Annotated in this window: 22 protein-coding genes; 13 read left to right on the top strand and 9 right to left on the bottom strand. The window is 54.3% G+C overall.

The features are described 5' to 3' along the window. The first annotated feature begins 14 nt into the window (after positions 1-14). From codA to HZS52_RS08470, 4 genes are all read left to right on the top strand, one after another. Entirely contained in the window at positions 15-1268 is a 1254-nt protein-coding gene (codA, locus tag HZS52_RS08485) for a cytosine deaminase (protein WP_190374555.1), read from the top strand. A gap of 77 nt (positions 1269-1345) precedes the next feature. After that, positions 1346-1822 (top strand): YbaK/EbsC family protein, encoded by a 477-nt coding sequence (locus HZS52_RS08480; protein ID WP_190374554.1) that lies wholly within the window; start codon positions 1346-1348, stop codon positions 1820-1822. Between the two features lie 94 nt (positions 1823-1916). Further along, the gene (locus tag HZS52_RS08475) at positions 1917-2171 is read left to right on the top strand and encodes a type II toxin-antitoxin system Phd/YefM family antitoxin (protein ID WP_022521757.1); all 255 of its coding nucleotides are present in this window, start codon (positions 1917-1919) and stop codon (positions 2169-2171) included. Continuing rightward, positions 2164-2427, top strand: coding sequence for a Txe/YoeB family addiction module toxin (locus HZS52_RS08470; RefSeq protein WP_022521756.1), 264 nt, complete (start codon positions 2164-2166; stop codon positions 2425-2427). The genes HZS52_RS08475 and HZS52_RS08470 overlap by 8 nt, the downstream gene beginning before the upstream one ends. A 1-nt stretch (position 2428) precedes the next feature. On the opposite strand, the gene HZS52_RS08465 is transcribed toward HZS52_RS08470, so the two are convergent. Both HZS52_RS08465 and HZS52_RS08460 read right to left on the bottom strand, forming a co-directional pair. Then, entirely contained in the window at positions 2429-2884 is a 456-nt protein-coding gene (locus HZS52_RS08465; RefSeq protein WP_190374553.1) for a rhodanese-like domain-containing protein, read from the bottom strand. 10 nt (positions 2885-2894) lie between these two features. After that, positions 2895-3344 carry a GNAT family N-acetyltransferase gene (locus tag HZS52_RS08460; protein ID WP_190374552.1) on the bottom strand — a complete coding sequence of 150 codons (450 nt, stop codon included), beginning with the start codon at positions 3342-3344 and terminating at the stop codon, positions 2895-2897. Positions 3345-3436: 92 nt separating this feature from the next. Between HZS52_RS08460 and pdxR the strand changes: the two genes are divergently transcribed. The 4 genes from pdxR to HZS52_RS08440 all read left to right on the top strand — a co-directional run bounded on the left by pdxR (position 3437) and on the right by HZS52_RS08440 (position 6838). Continuing rightward, a complete protein-coding gene (gene pdxR, locus HZS52_RS08455) occupies positions 3437-4912 on the top strand; it encodes a MocR-like pyridoxine biosynthesis transcription factor PdxR (protein WP_190374551.1) in 1476 nt (491 codons plus the stop codon). Between the two features lie 198 nt (positions 4913-5110). Continuing rightward, positions 5111-5794: a phosphatidylcholine synthase gene (pcsA, locus tag HZS52_RS08450; RefSeq protein WP_342211988.1), complete on the top strand. Its 684-nt coding sequence runs from the start codon at positions 5111-5113 to the stop codon at positions 5792-5794. A 14-nt stretch (positions 5795-5808) separates the two neighbouring features. Continuing rightward, on the top strand, positions 5809-6411 hold the full coding sequence (locus tag HZS52_RS08445; RefSeq protein WP_022521751.1) for a DNA-3-methyladenine glycosylase I: 603 nt from the start codon (positions 5809-5811) through the stop codon (positions 6409-6411). A gap of 22 nt (positions 6412-6433) precedes the next feature. Continuing rightward, positions 6434-6838 carry a VOC family protein gene (locus tag HZS52_RS08440; RefSeq protein ID WP_022521750.1) on the top strand — a complete coding sequence of 135 codons (405 nt, stop codon included), beginning with the start codon at positions 6434-6436 and terminating at the stop codon, positions 6836-6838. An 8-nt stretch (positions 6839-6846) separates the two neighbouring features. Here HZS52_RS08440 and HZS52_RS08435 read toward each other — a convergent pair whose 3' ends face one another. From HZS52_RS08435 to HZS52_RS08425, 3 genes are all read right to left on the bottom strand, one after another. Further along, the gene (locus HZS52_RS08435) at positions 6847-7803 is read right to left on the bottom strand and encodes a zinc-dependent alcohol dehydrogenase family protein (RefSeq protein WP_190374550.1); all 957 of its coding nucleotides are present in this window, start codon (positions 7801-7803) and stop codon (positions 6847-6849) included. 194 nt (positions 7804-7997) lie between these two features. Then, a complete protein-coding gene (locus HZS52_RS08430; RefSeq protein ID WP_190374549.1) occupies positions 7998-8615 on the bottom strand; it encodes a class I SAM-dependent methyltransferase in 618 nt (205 codons plus the stop codon). 42 nt (positions 8616-8657) lie between these two features. Continuing rightward, complete coding sequence (locus tag HZS52_RS08425; RefSeq protein WP_190374548.1) at positions 8658-10100, bottom strand: aminotransferase-like domain-containing protein; 1443 nt, start codon at positions 10098-10100, stop codon at positions 8658-8660. 165 nt (positions 10101-10265) lie between these two features. Between HZS52_RS08425 and HZS52_RS08420 the strand changes: the two genes are divergently transcribed. Then, entirely contained in the window at positions 10266-10478 is a 213-nt protein-coding gene (locus tag HZS52_RS08420) for a YjiS-like domain-containing protein (protein WP_027957044.1), read from the top strand. Further along, complete coding sequence (locus HZS52_RS08415; RefSeq protein ID WP_022521746.1) at positions 10465-11337, top strand: PhzF family phenazine biosynthesis protein; 873 nt, start codon at positions 10465-10467, stop codon at positions 11335-11337. Before HZS52_RS08420 ends, HZS52_RS08415 begins: the two co-directional genes overlap by 14 nt. A gap of 80 nt (positions 11338-11417) precedes the next feature. On the opposite strand, the gene HZS52_RS08410 is transcribed toward HZS52_RS08415, so the two are convergent. From HZS52_RS08410 to HZS52_RS08395, 4 genes are all read right to left on the bottom strand, one after another. Then, the gene (locus HZS52_RS08410; RefSeq protein ID WP_022521745.1) at positions 11418-11816 is read right to left on the bottom strand and encodes an Hsp20/alpha crystallin family protein; all 399 of its coding nucleotides are present in this window, start codon (positions 11814-11816) and stop codon (positions 11418-11420) included. A gap of 37 nt (positions 11817-11853) precedes the next feature. Further along, positions 11854-12315 (bottom strand): Hsp20/alpha crystallin family protein, encoded by a 462-nt coding sequence (locus tag HZS52_RS08405; protein WP_022521744.1) that lies wholly within the window; start codon positions 12313-12315, stop codon positions 11854-11856. Between the two features lie 187 nt (positions 12316-12502). After that, a complete protein-coding gene (locus HZS52_RS08400) occupies positions 12503-12778 on the bottom strand; it encodes a PAAR domain-containing protein (protein ID WP_082116848.1) in 276 nt (91 codons plus the stop codon). A gap of 125 nt (positions 12779-12903) precedes the next feature. After that, the gene (locus HZS52_RS08395; RefSeq protein ID WP_190374547.1) at positions 12904-13956 is read right to left on the bottom strand and encodes a class I fructose-bisphosphate aldolase; all 1053 of its coding nucleotides are present in this window, start codon (positions 13954-13956) and stop codon (positions 12904-12906) included. Positions 13957-14211: 255 nt separating this feature from the next. Between HZS52_RS08395 and HZS52_RS08390 the strand changes: the two genes are divergently transcribed. From HZS52_RS08390 to HZS52_RS08380, 3 genes are read left to right on the top strand one after another with little or no spacing between them, the layout of a single operon-like run. Beyond that, a complete protein-coding gene (locus HZS52_RS08390; RefSeq protein ID WP_009285902.1) occupies positions 14212-15270 on the top strand; it encodes a FecCD family ABC transporter permease in 1059 nt (352 codons plus the stop codon). Then, on the top strand, positions 15267-16064 hold the full coding sequence (locus HZS52_RS08385) for an ABC transporter ATP-binding protein (RefSeq protein WP_138799314.1): 798 nt from the start codon (positions 15267-15269) through the stop codon (positions 16062-16064). The genes HZS52_RS08390 and HZS52_RS08385 overlap by 4 nt, the downstream gene beginning before the upstream one ends. A 23-nt stretch (positions 16065-16087) precedes the next feature. After that, positions 16088-17233: an ABC transporter substrate-binding protein gene (locus HZS52_RS08380; protein WP_190374546.1), complete on the top strand. Its 1146-nt coding sequence runs from the start codon at positions 16088-16090 to the stop codon at positions 17231-17233. Positions 17234-17258 lie beyond the last annotated feature (25 nt).

Here is a 17258-nt window from a genome sequence, read left to right as displayed (position 1 = left end):
GAGCAGTTTTTTATATGAGCATGCAAATTATCAACGCCCGCCTACGCCAGCGCCCTGAGCTTTACCGACTTGAGATTGAGAACGGCACATTCACGTCAATTACCGTGCAAGACGCACCACAAACAGCGAGCGAAGGGCAGATCGATGCGGGCGCTAAGCTCGTTTGTGCGCCTTTTATTGAGCCACACATTCATCTGGACGCCGCCCTCACCGCCGGTGAACCAAGCTGGAACCAGAGCGGCACGCTGTTTGAAGGCATTGAGCGCTGGGGCGAGCGTAAGCCTATGCTCACCGAAGCGGATATTCGCGAGCGCGCGCTTAAAACCCTAAACCTGCTAATCGGCAACGGCGTTCAGTTTGTGCGCACCCACGCCGACACCAGCGACCCTAGCCTGATTGGGCTTAAAACCCTGTGCGCCTTGCGCGACGAGTTAAAAGATAAAATTGATATTCAGGTAGTCGCCTTCCCTCAAGATGGCCTGCTCTCTTACCCAGGCGGCGATCGGCTGATGGAGGAGGCACTAGAGATCGGCGCCGATGTGGTGGGCGGCATCCCCCACTTCGAATACACCCGTGAGCTGGGCGTGGCCTCCATGAAGCGAGTGATCGAATTGGCGATCAAGTACGACCGCCTGGTGGATGTGCACTGTGACGAGATTGACGACCCCAACTCGCGCTTTCTCGAAGTATTGGCCTGCGAGGCACTGTTTAATGACTTGGGCAGCCGCGTGACCGCTAGCCACACCACAGCAATGCACTCCTACGACAACGCTTACTGCTCCAAGCTGTTTCTGCTGCTAAAACGCTCGGGTATTAACTTTGTCTCCTGCCCCACCGAAAGTATTCACCTGCAGGGGCGCTTTGACACTTACCCCAAGCGGCGTGGCGTGACACGTGTGAAGGAGCTCAACGCAGCGGGCATTAACGTCTGTTTTGCCGAGGACTCCATCTTCGATCCCTGGTACTCCTTGGGGAATGGCAAGCTGTTGCGAACGCTGGATTTTGGCCTGCATATCTGCCAAATGATGGGCTATCAGGACTTCAGCCAGGCGCTTTCACTAATTACCGATAACAGCGCCCGCACGCTCAATATTGAAGAGCGTTATGGTATCGCGGTCGGCAAACCCGCCAGCTTCAACCTGTTGGAGGGCGAGGATGACTACAGTGTGCTGCGCACTCAAGGCGAAGTGCTGCTTTCCGTACGTCACGGCGAGATCATCATGCAGCGCGAGCCTGCCAAAATCACCACGCCCCAGTGGCTTGGCTAATCTACCAAAGGCACGTTAGATTAGTCATTGAACCGTCTAATGTTACCGACGAATGTTAATGACCGAGGAAATCCAAGATGGGCATCGAAACCGTTCGCCAGTTTTTTGCCGAGCACGCGCCGGATGTAAACATCGAAGAGCTTGAAACCAGTACTGCCACGGTACAACTTGCCGCTGATGCCCATGGCGTAGCACCAGGCCAAATTGCCAAAACCCTAGCGTTCAAAGTCGGTGACAAACCGCTACTCATTGTGGCCAGTGGCGATGCGCGTATCGACAACCGCAAAATTCTCGATACCTTCGGCGGCAAGGCCAAAATGCTTGACGCCGAGACGGTGATGGAACTCACCAGCCACCCGGTTGGCGGCGTTTGTCCCTTTGGCCTCGCCACCGACCTGCCGGTTTACTGCGATGAATCGCTCCACGCCTATGACGAAGTGCTGCCCGCCGCTGGTTCGCCCACTAGCGCCGTACGCCTAAGCCCCAAGCGATTGGCCGAGCTGGTCAATGCCAAGTGGGTGGATGTGTGCAAGCTGCCGGAGAAGGTGGAGTAACCCACAAGCATCTCACTACTCAAGATGTCTTTAATACTGTACATATTGAAGTAGAGCGCTATACTTGTACCACTCACTGTACAGGATATAAAATATGCGTGTTATATCGTTTACCGAAGCGCGTAATGGTCTAAAAGGCGTACTGGACGGTGTGGTCAATGATGCCGATACCACGATTATCACCCGCCGCGACGCAGAAGATGCAGTGGTCATGTCACTTGACTACTATAACAGCCTTATGGAAACCGTTTACTTGATGCGCTCACCTGCTAACGCAGAGCACTTAAACAAGTCCATTGCTCAATACCGTGCAGGGCAAGCTCAACCAAGAGAGCTAATGGATGAGTAACCGCTTACTATGTTGGACTAACGAAGCTTGGAGCGACTACCTCTATTGGCAGGGGCAGGATAAAAAGACCTTAAAGCGCATCAATAAACTTATCTTAGATACGCAGCGTTCTCCCTTTGAGGGCATTGGAAAACCTGAGCCCCTAAGGGAAAACCTCTCTGGCTTCTGGTCACGACGCATCGACGACTCGCATCGTCTGATTTATGCCGTCGATGAATCCACTCTCACTATCATTGCCTGTCGCTACCATTACTAAGCTAACACCCACATGCCACAGGCTCTGCATTTATTAAACTTCCCTGTTGTTCACCTGTTTCGATGAGGTGTTGATCACGACGCCAAAAATCCAACCCTCCGAGCAATTCTTTTACCTGCAGCCCTGCGCTCGCTAGTTTCCAGGCGCCTTTAGTTGAGCCGTTACAGCCAATACCGTCGCAGTAAGTGATGTAAACAAGGGTATTATCCAGCCCAGCTAAGCGTTCCGGCGTCATCTCCTTATGCGGCAAGCTTATTGCCCCTGGAATATGCCCGGCGCAGTAGTGTTCAAAGCTGCGGGTATCGATCACCACAATACCTGCAATACCATTGGCCAAGTCCTGCGCCACATCCCAGGCATCCGTGTGATAGCAGAGCTTATCGTACATCGCGGCGGCCATTGTGGCGGGTTTAGCAGGCGGAAACTCCAGCACCGCAGACTGATGCTCGTTAGTCATCGTTTGCCCCTTATTTGATATCCAACAAATAACCGTAAAACGCCGTATTACGCTGCCAGCCCAATGATTCATAAAGGTGTTGGGCGCGTTCGTTCTCTACCTGGGTCATTAATATCAAACGTACAACGCCGTGATCATGGGCAAGCTGGGTGGCGGCTTCCATTAATGCCCTTCCGGTGCCTTTATCACGGTAATTGGGCAGCACAAAGAGGTCATTTAGCGTCCAGCGGGCATTTAAGCCCACCGTGGAAACACCTGGGTAAAGTTGCACAAACCCCGTGAGCATGCCTTCGCTATTCTCGCTAACCAGAATGAATGAATCCCCTAGCCCCATGCGCTGATCTAAAAAATCACGCGCCGCCTGAATATCACTCGGTTGCTTATAAAACTGACGATAGCCATCAAGTAATGCGCTAAGAGGCTCTAAGTCATTGAGTACCGCCGAACGAACATTAACCATAACGACTGCTCCCTTTGAGTGGTGATTCAACACAGCTTGCCGTCATAGTGGTCTATGATAAAGAGCCACTTATCGCTAAATTGAGGGAACCAGTGAAAAGACGTGACGCTGCCAGCGACTGGATTGCGGAGGCGCTAGCGCTAAGGCTAACTGCGAATGAAGCAGCCACACTTGTTCAGCAGCTTTACTGCTCGCTTAAGGAGTGGATTCAACACGGTGAGCTGACGGCTGGCGATACGCTTCCCTCTTCCCGCTACTTGGCTCGCGCTTTGGGTATTAGCCGTAATACGGTGCTGGCCACCATGGATCGGCTACTGGCGGAAGGGTTACTGATTGCCCGCCAGGGAGCGGGGCTCTATGTGGCGAACCTCCCCGCGCTGTTAACCCGAGCAGAGCTTCCACCACCTTTGCCTGTTCGCTACTCAAGCCGGGGTAACAAGCTATTAACACTCAGCGGAACGTTGAGCCACGACCATCGCGCCTTTGCCCCAGGCGTCCCGGCGCTCGACCTGTTTCCCCGCGAGCAGTGGCAGCGCCTTTTACGGCGTCACTATTATCACGCGGAAATGGCATGGATGGATTATCAAACCAGCGGTGGTCTACCTGTACTCAAAGCGGCTCTTTGTGACTATCTAAGACTCTCCCGCGCGGTGCGCTGCCAACCAGAACAGATTGTGATTACCCAAGGCGCCCAGCAGGCATTTGAACTGATTACCCAACTACTCACCGATCATGGGGATTCGGTTTGGATGGAGGAGCCGGGTTACGGTGGCGCCCAGGCCTGTTTTCTGGCGTCAGGATTAACGGTAACGCCCATCCCCGTCGATAAAGAAGGGTTAAACCCTTCACTTGCCCCTGAGAATGCGCCAGCACCTCGGCTAATTTACGCGACACCCTCCCACCAATATCCCAGCGGCGTGACCATGCCAGTGCCCAGGCGACTGGCATTACTTGAGCATGCTTCTCGCACCGGCAGTTGGATCATTGAAGACGATTACGACAGCGAATTTCGTTACGGCACGCCACCAACGCCCTCTCTACAGGGCCTTGCGGAACAGGCATCGGTTATTTATGTAGGTACCTTTAGTAAAGTGCTCTATCCCGGCTTACGCTTAGGCTATTTGGTGCTGCCTGATACACTTGCCCATGACTTCAGACGTGCCCATGCCCGACTGCACCGTGAAGGTAACTATCCCGTGCAATCGGCGCTTGCTGAATTCATTACCAGCGGGCATTTTACCCGCCACATCGCCCGTATGCGGACCGCTTATCGTCAGCGACAAGCGTGTTTACGCACGGCATTAACGCCTGCAGTGGCCGCTGGGCTTCGGCTTTCTGACGGCCATGCGGGTATGCATCTATTAGCTGAACTCGATACTATCGAGGAAGAAGAGATGCTCGTTAAGCGTGCCAGTGAAGCAGGCATTACGCTTTCTCCACTTTCCCGCTATTACCTTTCCAAAAATAAGCGCCCTGGGTTAGTGCTTGGCTATGCGGGCTCGACTGAAAGCGAACTAATGAACGCAGGTGAGTGGTTAAGTGAGGCATGGCGGCGCTTACACCATTAGTGAATGCATAGCGTGTGAAGTCCAGTATCAATCACGTCATCACAGGATAGGCTTCCGACATATTCTCTGGAAGCATTCTTGTAGTAGTGTATCTTTCTTTACAGGCTTATTTATAAATTCAATTTAAAGGGGACCCACGTTCCCAATGGGGTTAATGTGGTTCAATTTCTCTCTTCGCACACAGAATCCCGCACCTCGATATGGAAGGCATGGAGCGTGCACATATTTACCGCCAGCGGCGTGCTACTCGGCACCATGGCGCTGCTCGCTCTGGTCGACAATAATCCAGTCGCCTGCCTGCTCTGGTTAGGGGCCGCGATGATGATCGATGGAATCGATGGCACTCTGGCCCGCAAGTATGAAGTGAAGGCCATACTGCCCCATTTCGATGGTTCAACACTCGATATGGTGATTGATTACCTGACCTGGGCCTTTATCCCTGCCCTTTTCATCTACTACTTTATTGAGTTGCCGCCCAATTTTGCACTGCTCTCAGTATTCATTATTTTGCTTTCATCGATGTTCTGTTTCTGCAATGTTGATATGAAAAGCCAGGATAATTACTTCGTTGGCTTTCCTGCCGCCTGGAATATCGCCGCAGCCTATTTCTATATTCTCGATTTCCCGCCTTTTATCACCTTTGCCGCTATCACCTTTCTGGCCATCCTCACCGTGACTAATATGAAATTCCTCCACCCCTTTCGGGTGCGCCAGTTCATGCCGCTCAATATCACCGTCACACTCGTATGGTGCGCATGTATAACATCGTTAGTACTCTCAAGCCCCGAGCACGCCGCCTGGGCATTATGGGGGTGGGGGATTACATCGATTTATTTCATCGGCATATGCCTGTGGCGTACTGCCCAAGAGTGGTTCAATTAATAGGTGAGCAGTTGATGGACAACGATTTTATCGCCCCCGATGGGCATCCCCGCTGCAAGTGGTGTGGCGGCGCGGCAGAGTTTCTGCCCTATCACGATAATGAGTGGGGCTTCCCGGTAGACGATGATCAGCGGCTATTCGAGAAGCTCTGCTTAGAGAGCTTTCAATCGGGCTTAAGCTGGCGCACGATTCTTAATAAACGCGACAACTTTCGCGCCGCTTTTCACCGCTTCGACTTCCATCAAGTCGCCAGCTTTAATGAAGATGATGTGCAGCGTTTACTCCAAGATGCAGGCATTATTCGCCACCGCGGAAAAATCGAAGCGACCATCAACAACGCCCAACGTGCAAAGGAAATGGTTGAGCAAGAAGGCTCTTTGGCCGCTTTTTTCTGGCGCTATGAGCCGACCGAATTAGCGACACCACAGACTCAGACCACCTCGCCCGAATCCGTAGCAATGGCGAAAGAACTGAAAAAGCGCGGTTGGAAATTCTTCGGCCCCACCACCGCTTTTGCCTTTATGCAGGCAATGGGGCTGCTCAACGACCACTCGCTAAACTGCATTACACGCGAACGCGTAGAGCAGTCGCGGCAGCAGTTTCAGCGACCCGGCTAAAGCTATCTATTAGGAGCACCTCATGAAGCCGAAAATCAGTCTGATCACCCTTGGTGTACATGACCTGCAACGCGCCATCCGTTTTTATCGTGAAGGTCTGGGCCTGCCGGAGCATGAAACGGACAGCGAGGAAGTTGCCTTTTTCAAAATGGAGGGGGCCTGGCTATCACTTTTCCCACGTGAAGCGCTGTCCAGAGATATCGGCATTGCTGATGATGCACCGAGCGGTTTCAGCGGTATAACGTTGGCTCATAATGTCGCCAGCCAAGCGGCCGTTGACCAAGTGCTTGAACAAGCGGTTGCCGCCGGCGCAGAGCTTATAAAGCCTGGGGAAGAGGTATTCTGGGGTGGTTATTCCGGTTACTTTCGCGACCCAGAAGGTCATTACTGGGAAGTCGCCTACAATCCGTTTATGGATCTGACATAAAGCAGCTTTCATTGCCCAAGAGTGGACAAGTCCAGAAGCACTTTCTGGCCACTCGGGCAAAGCGCCCTCTCGACAGCTTGCCGCCAGTCCTGACCTGGAAACACTTGATAATCAAGCATCGCTGACTGGTCTAAAAGCCCCCAGATAGCCAAGAATTTTTGCTGCCAAGCTTCCGCGGACATCCTGGACAAAGGGTCGCGCAAATGAAACTTCCTATAGAGAGCCCTGGGTTTCGAATCCACTTGAATCGCCTGTCCCGTCAATAACCCGTAGGCGATAAATGTCGTTTCCGGTGCCATGAGTTGCAATATATTTGCCGCAACTGGCCCCCCTAAAGCGTCGAACACCACGTCAGACTTACGGGCCACACGCGAGGTCAGGGACATATCCTGAATCGATACCGGTTTAATACCGAGCTTTTCCAGCCGGGCAACTCTACTCTCGGAGCGGTATATGCCGATAACCTCCCTGGCGCCGTGCTGATATGCCCACGCCCCAAGATAGTCAGCGCAATTGGAACCCGCTCCACTGAGAAGAACACGTTTTCCCTCGACAGGCCAAGTCTCAAGCATGGTCAGGGCAGCCAAGGGATTAATGTAGGCCCGTGCGGCAACGGCGTCAGAAATGGTATCGGGGACAGGTACTGCGAGTGCAGCATCACAATCTAGAATCGTCTGCCAAGTGCCCTCGCCTCGTAATGGGAGCACTCGCTTTCCGATCAGAGAGGCATACTGTATAGGTGCCTCAATAACGCGCCCCACTCCTTCGTAGCCGGCGACCGCGGGAAGCGTTATACGGTGCGAGTAAGCACCGCTGATGGGTATCAGATCAGACGGGTTCACTGGAGCACATAACATTCTCACCCTGAGCTTGCCCTCAACCAAACGTGGAACTTCCGCGGTTTCCACGTTCAATGTTTCAAGCGGCCTTCCGAACGCGCGATAGGTGAGAGCATGACGACGCATGGGTACCTCGAATCTAGGGAGTCAATTCCGCTTACCTGCATATAAATAAGGCTGAATGATTAAGGTGTCACCTGGTCGCCGAGTCAATTGAAGGTGACGGGGCTGCGCAATGATCACTCGCTCACTTGTATCACGCGCGAACGCGCTGAGCGGGCGCGGCAGGCATTTCAACGGCCTGTTAAATAAAGGCGTCGTTACATCATTTTCTTACAAAGACAGTATATAAACTTTTGTTCACTGCCATCAGGCGTTTGATGTGACTCTCTTTCGTGACCGATAAGCTCGAACGGCTCGCCAAACTCTGAGTGCAACGCGCCAGCGCTGTAGCGCACCACGGGGAGCCCACTGCATTGAGTTGGGCCATCTTCGGCAAAGGTAGCCACCATCACAAGCCCACCCGGTTTAACAGCCCCCATCACTTGTTGTACATAACGATGACGCTCTTCTGCACTCGTGAGGAAATGGAAAACGGCGCGATCATGCCAAACATCATAGCCATGCTCAGTAAACTCAGCCTCCAGCACATTTTCTTCACGCCATATGACGTGTGATGCACGCTTGCCAAGCCGTTCTTTGGCTGTGGCCAGCGCGGATGACGATAAATCCAGCACGGTTATCTTTTCATAATCAAGCGCTAACAGGTCATCCACCAGCGTTGAGGCACCACCGCCCACGTCAATTATTGATGCTGATGCGGGAACGGTAGCATTGCGAATAAGCTTTACGGAAAGTGCCGCATGTTCCTGAAACCAGCTGACCTCTGTGGGTGCTTTCTTGGTGTAGACCTTCTCCCAGTGTTCTTTGGATTGCATGATGGCTCTCCCATAGCATTAAACAGCTAAAATGTTGCTCCATCACTCTACCTCCACCGCATGCGCCTGCGCTTCTTCCACCATTTCAGTGGCAATTGCTCCCACGGTGCGCACGGCGTCTTCGATGGTGGGTGTTAGCGTAAACGCATAGTTCAAGCGTAGGCACTGGCGAAACTTACCCGAGGCTGAAAACAGCGACCCCGGCGCAACATGGATAGCATGCTGCGCTATGCGCTGATTGAGATTCACACAGTCCACCGCTTCGGGTAGCTCTACCCATAGCAAAAAGCCCCCTTGCGGGTAGCTAATGCCCGCGCCCTTGGGGAAGTAGCGCTGAACCCAACTGATCATGATATCGCGCTGGCGCTGATATTGGCGGGTGGCGTAACGGATGTGGCGCTCGTAGTGACCTTTGGCGACGAATTCCGCCACTGCCAACTGCGGCAGCGTGGCTGAAGCACCGGTGGAGACATACTTCATATGCAGTGCCTGATCACGATAGCGCCCTGGCGCCAGCCAACCCACCCGTAACCCAGGCCCCACGGTTTTAGAAAAGCCACTGCACAGCATTACGCGCCCGTCGTCATCGAATGATTTCACGGTGCGCGGCCTGGGCAGGGTAAATGACAAATCGCCATAGATATCGTCTTCAATAATCGCCACATCAAAGCGTTGAGCGAGCTGAAATAGCGCCCGTTTGCGTGCCTCGGGCATGGTGTAGCCCAACGGATTATTGTAGGTAGGTGTGACCTGTATCGCGCGGATCGGCCATTGCTCCAACGCCAGCTCCAGGGCTTCAAGGCTGATACCCGCCTGTGGATCGGTGGGGATTTCCAGCGCTTTTAAGCCGTTGGCTTTAAGGATTTGCATGGTGCCATAAAAACTGGGCGAGTCCACGGCCACCACATCACCAGGCTGTGTGAGGGTGTGCAGCGAAATGGACAGCGCTTCCTGGCAGCCAGTGGTCACCATAATGTCGTCAGGGTGCAGCAAGCAGCCGGAGGCAATCGCCAGCCGCGCCACCTGTTGGCGAAGCTCAAGTCGCCCGCTCAGTTTGTCGTAATTAAACCCAACCAGGTCATGACTGCGGTGTAGGCCTGCAAGAATTTTCGACAGCGGGCGAAGCGTCTCATACTCAAGATTCGGCGCGCCACGCCCCAATAAAAGTCGGCTTTCATCCCGATGTGTTGCCACCAATTCCAGTACTTGATCCCACTGGGAAACATCCAATGGCCGCTGGGCCGGGCGCGAGACCGATGGAAGCACCGATGGTGCCCGGCTAGGAAGCACGAAGTAGCCCGATTTTGGTCGAGACTCGATCAATGCAACGTCCATCAGTTGGCGGTAGGCCTCCTGAGCCGTCGAAATGCTAACGTCCAGCTCCTGGCACACCGCGCGAATAGACGGCAGCCGATCGCCTACACGGTAAATACCGTGCTCGATACGCTCCCGCAAAATGCCAGCGACCTCTTCATAGCGTGTCATGACACGTATCCCCTATACAGCCTGATAACGATACAGATGCCCTAGCCAGCGACCATACAGAGGTATAACACGCCTATCTGTATCCTAAAAACAGTAAACTCTATATCTGTATTCAAATGATAGCACTGAGTAATCTGGTTGGGCATATAACACGGAGGATTAGCCATGCCACGCTTCAGCCTCACCCAGCTTCGTTACCAGTTGCGCTATCAACTACAGCAGTACCGTCACTACCGTCGTAGCCGCCGCCACCTGCTGGCATTGGATGATCGGCTACTTGATGATATCGGCATCACCCGCGAACAGGCGAGAAAAGAGGGCCGTAAACCGTTTTGGCATCATTCACTACGTGAAGGAGGAAATTGTGACAACCGCTGAGTATTACCTACTCGATGTCTTTACCGACCAGCCGTTTACCGGCAACCCATTGGCCGTCTTTCTAGAGGCTGATGGGTTGGCAGCCAGTACCATGCAGGCGCTGGCAAATGAGCTTAACCTAGCCGAAACGGTGTTTTTAAGTTCTGCCACTGAACCGAATCACTACCCGATGCGGATCTTTACGCCTACTCGTGAACTACCTTTTGCAGGCCACCCCACGGTCGGCACTGCGCATCTGCTCAGGGAACTGGATTTAGTGAACCGCGAGCAAGGTGTTGTGCTCCACCCTTCCATCGGAAAGCTAGTGGTTAAGTATGAACAAGATAGGGCAACGTTTAAGACCGCCCAACCCGCCATGATCACAGACAGCACTATTGACCGCACCACTGCCGTTGAGCTGCTGGGATTGGACATCCATCAGGTGAAGGGTGATCCGGTGATTGCCTCCTTCGGGCTCCCCTTTCATTTGATCGAACTCACTGACGTGGCAGCGTTAGAGAGCGTGCGTATTTCTACGACGGCTTGGGCAAGTGCTGTTATGTCTAGCAGTGCCGTCCAGATTTACCTGTATGTGATTGAACAACAAGGCGGGGCAGAAACGGTAGTTCACAGCCGCATGTTTTGTATGCATTCCAGCATTTGCGAAGACCCCGCTACCGGCAGCGCTGCAGCGGCCTTAACCGGCTATTTGGCATCACTGCAACCAGGCACCTTGCACTGCAAAATTCATCAGGGTGTCGAAATGGGGCGGCCCAGCGTTATCCATACCGCTGCCAATGGCGAGGTCAAGCCCGGCCTTGTGACGGTGGGCGGTAACGCAAAAGTGGTGGGCAAAGGCGAGTTTTACCTGGAACGATAGCCAACCGCCTCACAAAAAAGAGTGCCCGCTATTTAGCGGACACTCGGCTTTTCGCTCAGTTTGTACTCGGAGACCAGGCCTCAAGCCGCCTGCACTTCTATACGGCGCGTGCGGTGGCTGTCTTTCTTGGGCAGCGTTAGCGTCAATACGCCGTTGACGAGAGTGGCGGTAATGGCATCACTGTCCACTTCGTGACTGAGGTTAAAACGCCGCGCAAAACGCTGGCCGCGAACCTCGGCGTGCAGCGCGCTCAGCCCTTCGGGCATATTTAGCGCTATCTCACCTTCCAGGCTCAGTACGTTGTTGTCGAGCTCTATTTTCAGCGTTTCATTAGTAACGCCAGGCATATCTGCCACCAGTTTGAGCGCATTGGACTCTTCAATGATATCCACCGCTGGCAGCAGGGTTTCTTGAGAAGGTTGCTCCTCGCCACGCTGTAAAAGCGGGGAGTGGTTGGATGAACGAACAACGTTATTCATGATTTATCCCTCCTTATGCAAGGTTAACAAACATGATTTACGCCGCCTGAACATCAATACGCCGCGGCTTGAGTTCTTCGCGTTTAGGCAACACGATCTCGAACACACCATGGGCATGGCGTGCCTCTGCCCGCTCGGCATCTAAGCCATCGGGGAGTGCAATCGCCCTTACAAACTCACCGCTGGCGCGCTCTCGGCGAAATACCGGGCGCGAGCTGCCATCCTCATTGCCACTCGTCACAGAGTCTCGCTTGCCACGTAGCGTCAGCACATTGTCTTGAATATCAATGGTCAGATCAGAGTGTGCCAACCCCGCAGCAAACACATACACACGCACGGCATCATCGCTACGCGCCACATTGATCATCGGGAAACTACCCCGCGGCACCGCACGAATATCCATCGCATTGCCATCGGGGAAGAAGCCGTCCAACAGTTGACTAAACCAGTCAAACTGCCGAGGCGAGCCGGTTTCAAAACGCTTGAGATCATCGAACATATCGAACACCTCCTACGTTAAGCAGACTGTGAGAATTGTCATAAGAGGCAGCCTCTTACGCAACCCACAGAAGCAGCCTCTACGATGTAAAAAATAGGAGCGGTCAGTCGATTTTCAAGGGTCTGGATGGCAATTTTTGAGGCTTTTTTACGGTCGTCAGCGCCCCGATCAATGGAGGCAGACACCACTACTTACCGATAATGACCGTCCCCGATCCGGTGATGACTTCATTACCGTGGGCACCCACACTGCTCAGGACAGCGGCTGGCTTACCGTTGACGAATACGGTGGACGAGACTTCGTGAGTAATAGGACTGCCGCAAGCAGATTTATCGTCTAACCTTGCGGCAGACAAGCTATCGTAAAAAACATCAGGCGAGCCACTGACTAGTGGGTTTGTACCGTGCCCTGGGATAGGGCACGCGGTAAGATCAGTAATACGTGCTGCTGGCTTTCCACTCATGATATAGCTCCTTTAAGCGTATGCCGTTTTAAACATCTCAATAGGACGATTATTTAATATTAATTAATATTCATCAAGTTTGTTAGTGCTCACTTAAGGGCCTACGCTTAGCCAACTGCCAGCCATCAGGCAACCGTAATATCGGTAGAGAGATAGACATCCTGAATCGCATGCAGCAGCTCAACGCCTTCCTGCATGGGTTTCTGGAAGGCCTTACGCCCTGAGATCAAGCCCATACCACCGGCACGTTTATTGATCACCGCCGTGCGCACCGCTTCACCGAGATCAGAATGCCCCTTGGAGCCCCCGCCGGAATTAATCAAACCCGCGCGGCCCATGAAGCAGTTGGCAACCTGGTAGCGAGCCAAATCAATGGGGTGGTCAGTGGTTAGCTCGCTGTAGACATTGTCGTGAGTATGGCCAAACCCTACTGCACGGTAACCGCCGTTGTTCTCAGGCAGTTTCTGCTTAACGATATCCGCCTTGAGGGTTGCGGCCATATGGTTAGCTTGGCTGGTGAGGTCGGCTGCGACATGATAATCAGTACCGTCCTGCTTGAAGGCTGGATTGCGTAAATAAGCCCACAAGACCGTTACCATTCCCAATTGGTGAGCGCGCTCGAAGGCCTCGCTAATCTCCATGATTTGCCGACGGCTCTCATGGGAGCCAAAGTAAATCGTCGCCCCCACCGCCACGCACCCCATGTCGTGGGCCTGGTCTACATCAGCAAATAGCGTCTGATCGTATATCGCCGGATGGCTCAACGTTTCGTTATGGTTAAGCTTGAGCATCATCGGGATTTTGTGGGCATAACGCCGCGCCACCGATGACAACACGCCCAGCGTCGATGCCACGCCGTTACAACCACCTTCGAGTGCCAGCTCAACGATATTGGCCGGGTCGAAGTAGCGTGGGTTAGGAGCAAAAGAGGCGCCTGCCGAATGTTCAATGCCCTGATCTACCGGCAATAGGCTAAGGTAGCCAGTACCCGCCAAACGACCGTGATTAAACAAACTCTGCATATTGCGCAGCACCGCTGGGCTGCGGTCGCTATCCGCCATAACACGGTCAATAAAGTCTGGGCCCGGCAGGTGCAAGCTCTCACGGGGTACGCCCTGGCACGTGTGATTAAGCAAACTCTCGGCGTCACTGCCAAGCAAAGCGGCTATATCAGTCATGATGAGCTCCTTTATATTTGTATGTAACAAAAAGTAAGTGTATGCCAAAAACTGCTTAAATAAAGCGTATCGATTTAATAAAGCCTAGCGCTTCAATAGAGCATAGGGAAAGCACCACCGCAATCAGGTGGCGCTAGGTCTCCCGACAGTTGACAAGACTACGACTAAAAGATGAAAACACAATCAAGAATGAGTGTTAGTCGCAAATAAGACTCCTCTTGTTTCCTTCGCTTCACACTTGGAATCACCTTTATAATGCCCGCCTCTTCGCCACTTATTGCGCCGTTGGCATCCAGCTATCGGCGCTTTATCGTTCTCCGTTTGCTGATTGTCGCGGGTTTAGCCATCGCCTTGGTCATCTCCCTGCTGGCTGATATCGCCAGTGGCCCTGCACATATCCCAATGGCTGATTTAATCGCGCTGTTGTTTGATGCCCATGCTCAAGGCCCGATTCAGCAGGCCATTGTCTGGGAGATCCGCATGCCTGCAGCGCTAATGGCGGTACTGGTAGGCGCCACCCTGGGCCTGGCCGGTGCGGAAATGCAAACGGTGCTGAATAACCCCCTGGCCAGTCCGTTTACCCTCGGTGTGGGCGCAGCGGCCACCCTCGGCGCATCGCTGGTGATTGTCTTCAACTTTTCCCTGTTTGGCTTGAATGCCCACTACGCCACCGCCTTGATGGCGTTTGTGTTTGCGGCTGCATCGATTTTGACCATCAATGCGCTGTCGCGCCTCTACGGGGCCAGTCGTGAGATTATCGTTCTGTTTGGTATTGCGCTGGTCTTTGTACTCAATGCACTGGTTGCACTTTTGCAGCTCATCGCCAGTCCCGATGCGTTACAGCAATTAGTGTTCTGGACGATGGGTAGCCTGTCCCGTGCCTCCTGGGAGACGGTGGGCATCGTGGCAGCAGTACTGGCAGTGTGCTTGCCCTTCTCACTGCGCAGCGCCTGGGCGATGACGGCACTGCGCTCGGGTGATGAGCACGCACGCAGCTTCGGCATTGCGGTTGAACGCCTGCGGCTTATCTCGCTACTGCGGGTGAGTTTACTTGCCGCTGCGGCGGTCGCGTTTGTGGGCACTATCGGCTTTATAGGGTTAGTCGGCCCACATATGGCCCGGCTGGCGCTGGGTGAAGATCACCGCTTTTACTTACCGGGCAGCGCCCTGGCCGGGGCGTTGGTGCTTTCGCTTGCCTCTATCGCCAGTAAAACGCTGGTCGATGGGTTGGTGCTTCCCGTGGGTCTGGTGACCTCGCTGGTGGGTATCCCCTTCTTTATGGCATTGATCATGATGCAGGGGCGAGCACGATGAAGGCAGGTTTTACGCTCAGCAACTTCACGACCGGTTATCGCAAACGGCGCGTCTTCGACCAGCTAAGCCTGCCCACACTGCCCCCCGGTTCGCTGGTCGCGGTGCTGGGGCCCAATGCGGTGGGTAAATCGACCCTGTTAAAAGCTATCGCGGGCTTACAACCGGCCAGCGGGCGAATGCAGCTCAACGATATCGACCTCGCCAGCCTCAGCGGCGCAGCGCGGATGCGCCATGTGGGCTATTTGCCGCAAATGCTCCCTCAGGCCACCACGTTAGTCGCTTATGAAGCGGTGCTCAGCGCCTGCCGTGCGGTGCGCCCCGATTTAAGCCGCGCGGCGATTGAGGCATTGATTGAGCGTGTGTTCGATGCGCTGGCCATTCGACCGCTAGCCTTACGCCCGCTAAGCGAACTCTCCGGCGGTCAGCGCCAGATGGTGGGTCTGGCCCAGGCGATTGCCCGTCAACCGGCGCTGTTACTGCTGGATGAGCCCACCAGTGCGCTGGATTTGCGTTGGCAGCTGGCACTGATCGATACCGTGCGCACAGTGATTGCGGAACGGCAGTCGGTCTGCCTGATGGCTATCCACGATATCAATCTGGCCCTGCGCTTCTGCGACCAAGTGCTGCTGTTTGGCAACGGTGGTCTGTTGGCTGCCGGCGACCCTCACACGGTGATTACCCCCGACGTACTGCACGCCGCCTACGGAGTCGAGTCACGGGTCGAGCAATGCTCGTTGGGGCGGCCAATTGTGCTTAGCGATCGCGTCAGTGAGCAAACTGCGCACTCCATTTAGCGACGTCAATCCAGGATAACCCAATGCGCCACCTGGCTATCAATCTGTTGTGTTGGATCAGTCTGTTAAGCACTACCGCTTGTTGGGCAGCCGGTTCACAGGCGGGCTTTCCCAAACAACTTACCGATCTCGCCGGGCGCCAGGTAACGCTTTCAGCACCGCCATCACGGCTATTTCTTACCCAGCCGCGCCAGCTCTATGCGCTAGCCAGCTTACTGGATAACCCGACCGAACACTTGGCGGGCTGGGTCTATCCGTTGGCCGTGTTCGACCCTTCCATGGCCCAGCGTTTTACTACCCAGTGGCCCGCGCTTGCCCAGCTGCCCACGCTTTCACACGCACCAACCCCCCAGCTCGATAGCGAAGCGCTACTGAATCTGGCTCCGGATCTGGTGCTGTTTGATCTCTCACGTGCCAGCAGCGTTGAAGGCTCCCCTTTGACGCAGCTACTCGACGAGTTGGGCATTGCCTACCTGTTTATCGACTTTAACCGCCACCCGTTGGAAAACACGCCCAAAAGCCTGGCTCTTTTAGGCGAGGCATTGAACGCGACGCCACGGGCCAACCGTATGATCTCTCTGATTGAACAGCGCTTGGCGCGTATCGACCAGGGTTTGGCAGAGCTGAGGTTGACAGAACATCCCACTGAACCGCCCAGGGTACTGATCAATGTCGCCCCTGGAGTAAAAGTTGACTGCTGCCGTACCAATTTAAGAAACGGGCTGGCCGACCTGGTCGCACGGGCAGGCGGCGAGAATATCGCCGATGCATTAACCCCCGGCGCTTCGGCGACGCTAAGCAACGAATGGGTACTGAGCCACCCGCCCGACGTCATTATCAATACCGCGGGGCAGTGGGCCGCGGGGGATGGCATCAGCGTGGGGCTTGGGGTTAGCGATGCAGAGATTGCCCAAGACCTGCGCTCGCTTAGTCAAGAACTGCCCGGCTGGCAACATCTCGACGCCGTTCAGCAAGGGCAACTCTATGCGCTTTGGCACGGGTTCCACCAAGGCCCCTTCGCCATCGTGGCACTGGAGCGTATTGCCCAGTGGTTGCACCCCGCGCTTTTTAGTGACCTCGACCCGGCCGCCACCTTCGACGCCCTGCTCCCCACCACGCCAGAGCTAAGCCGCGAGGGCCACTTCTGGGGTGCCCTCAGCGCTCAATAACGCTTGCTCATTCCACCCACTGACG

Source organism: Vreelandella titanicae, from assembly GCF_014697095.1.
GTDB lineage: Bacteria > Pseudomonadota > Gammaproteobacteria > Pseudomonadales > Halomonadaceae > Vreelandella > Vreelandella titanicae.
Note: the sequence above shows the minus strand (reverse complement) of the source record. Positions and strands in the feature narration are given on the sequence as shown.

What these genes read in the sequence shown, in the direction of transcription:
- codA (WP_190374555.1), top strand. Translation starts at nt 15, where the DNA reads ATGAGCATGCAAATTATCAACGCCCGCCTACGCCAGCGCCCTGAGCTT.
- HZS52_RS08480 (WP_190374554.1), top strand. Translation starts at nt 1,346, where the DNA reads ATGGGCATCGAAACCGTTCGCCAGTTTTTTGCCGAGCACGCGCCGGAT.
- HZS52_RS08475 (WP_022521757.1), top strand. Translation starts at nt 1,917, where the DNA reads ATGCGTGTTATATCGTTTACCGAAGCGCGTAATGGTCTAAAAGGCGTA.
- HZS52_RS08470 (WP_022521756.1), top strand. Translation starts at nt 2,164, where the DNA reads ATGAGTAACCGCTTACTATGTTGGACTAACGAAGCTTGGAGCGACTAC.
- HZS52_RS08465 (WP_190374553.1), bottom strand. Translation starts at nt 2,884, where the DNA reads ATGACTAACGAGCATCAGTCTGCGGTGCTGGAGTTTCCGCCTGCTAAA.
- HZS52_RS08460 (WP_190374552.1), bottom strand. Translation starts at nt 3,344, where the DNA reads ATGGTTAATGTTCGTTCGGCGGTACTCAATGACTTAGAGCCTCTTAGC.
- HZS52_RS08445 (WP_022521751.1), top strand. Translation starts at nt 5,809, where the DNA reads ATGGACAACGATTTTATCGCCCCCGATGGGCATCCCCGCTGCAAGTGG.
- HZS52_RS08440 (WP_022521750.1), top strand. Translation starts at nt 6,434, where the DNA reads ATGAAGCCGAAAATCAGTCTGATCACCCTTGGTGTACATGACCTGCAA.
- HZS52_RS08435 (WP_190374550.1), bottom strand. Translation starts at nt 7,803, where the DNA reads ATGCGTCGTCATGCTCTCACCTATCGCGCGTTCGGAAGGCCGCTTGAA.
- HZS52_RS08430 (WP_190374549.1), bottom strand. Translation starts at nt 8,615, where the DNA reads ATGCAATCCAAAGAACACTGGGAGAAGGTCTACACCAAGAAAGCACCC.
- HZS52_RS08425 (WP_190374548.1), bottom strand. Translation starts at nt 10,100, where the DNA reads ATGACACGCTATGAAGAGGTCGCTGGCATTTTGCGGGAGCGTATCGAG.
- HZS52_RS08420 (WP_027957044.1), top strand. Translation starts at nt 10,266, where the DNA reads ATGCCACGCTTCAGCCTCACCCAGCTTCGTTACCAGTTGCGCTATCAA.
- HZS52_RS08410 (WP_022521745.1), bottom strand. Translation starts at nt 11,816, where the DNA reads ATGAATAACGTTGTTCGTTCATCCAACCACTCCCCGCTTTTACAGCGT.
- HZS52_RS08405 (WP_022521744.1), bottom strand. Translation starts at nt 12,315, where the DNA reads ATGTTCGATGATCTCAAGCGTTTTGAAACCGGCTCGCCTCGGCAGTTT.
- HZS52_RS08400 (WP_082116848.1), bottom strand. Translation starts at nt 12,778, where the DNA reads ATGAGTGGAAAGCCAGCAGCACGTATTACTGATCTTACCGCGTGCCCT.
- HZS52_RS08395 (WP_190374547.1), bottom strand. Translation starts at nt 13,956, where the DNA reads ATGACTGATATAGCCGCTTTGCTTGGCAGTGACGCCGAGAGTTTGCTT.
- HZS52_RS08390 (WP_009285902.1), top strand. Translation starts at nt 14,212, where the DNA reads ATGCCCGCCTCTTCGCCACTTATTGCGCCGTTGGCATCCAGCTATCGG.
- HZS52_RS08385 (WP_138799314.1), top strand. Translation starts at nt 15,267, where the DNA reads ATGAAGGCAGGTTTTACGCTCAGCAACTTCACGACCGGTTATCGCAAA.
- HZS52_RS08380 (WP_190374546.1), top strand. Translation starts at nt 16,088, where the DNA reads ATGCGCCACCTGGCTATCAATCTGTTGTGTTGGATCAGTCTGTTAAGC.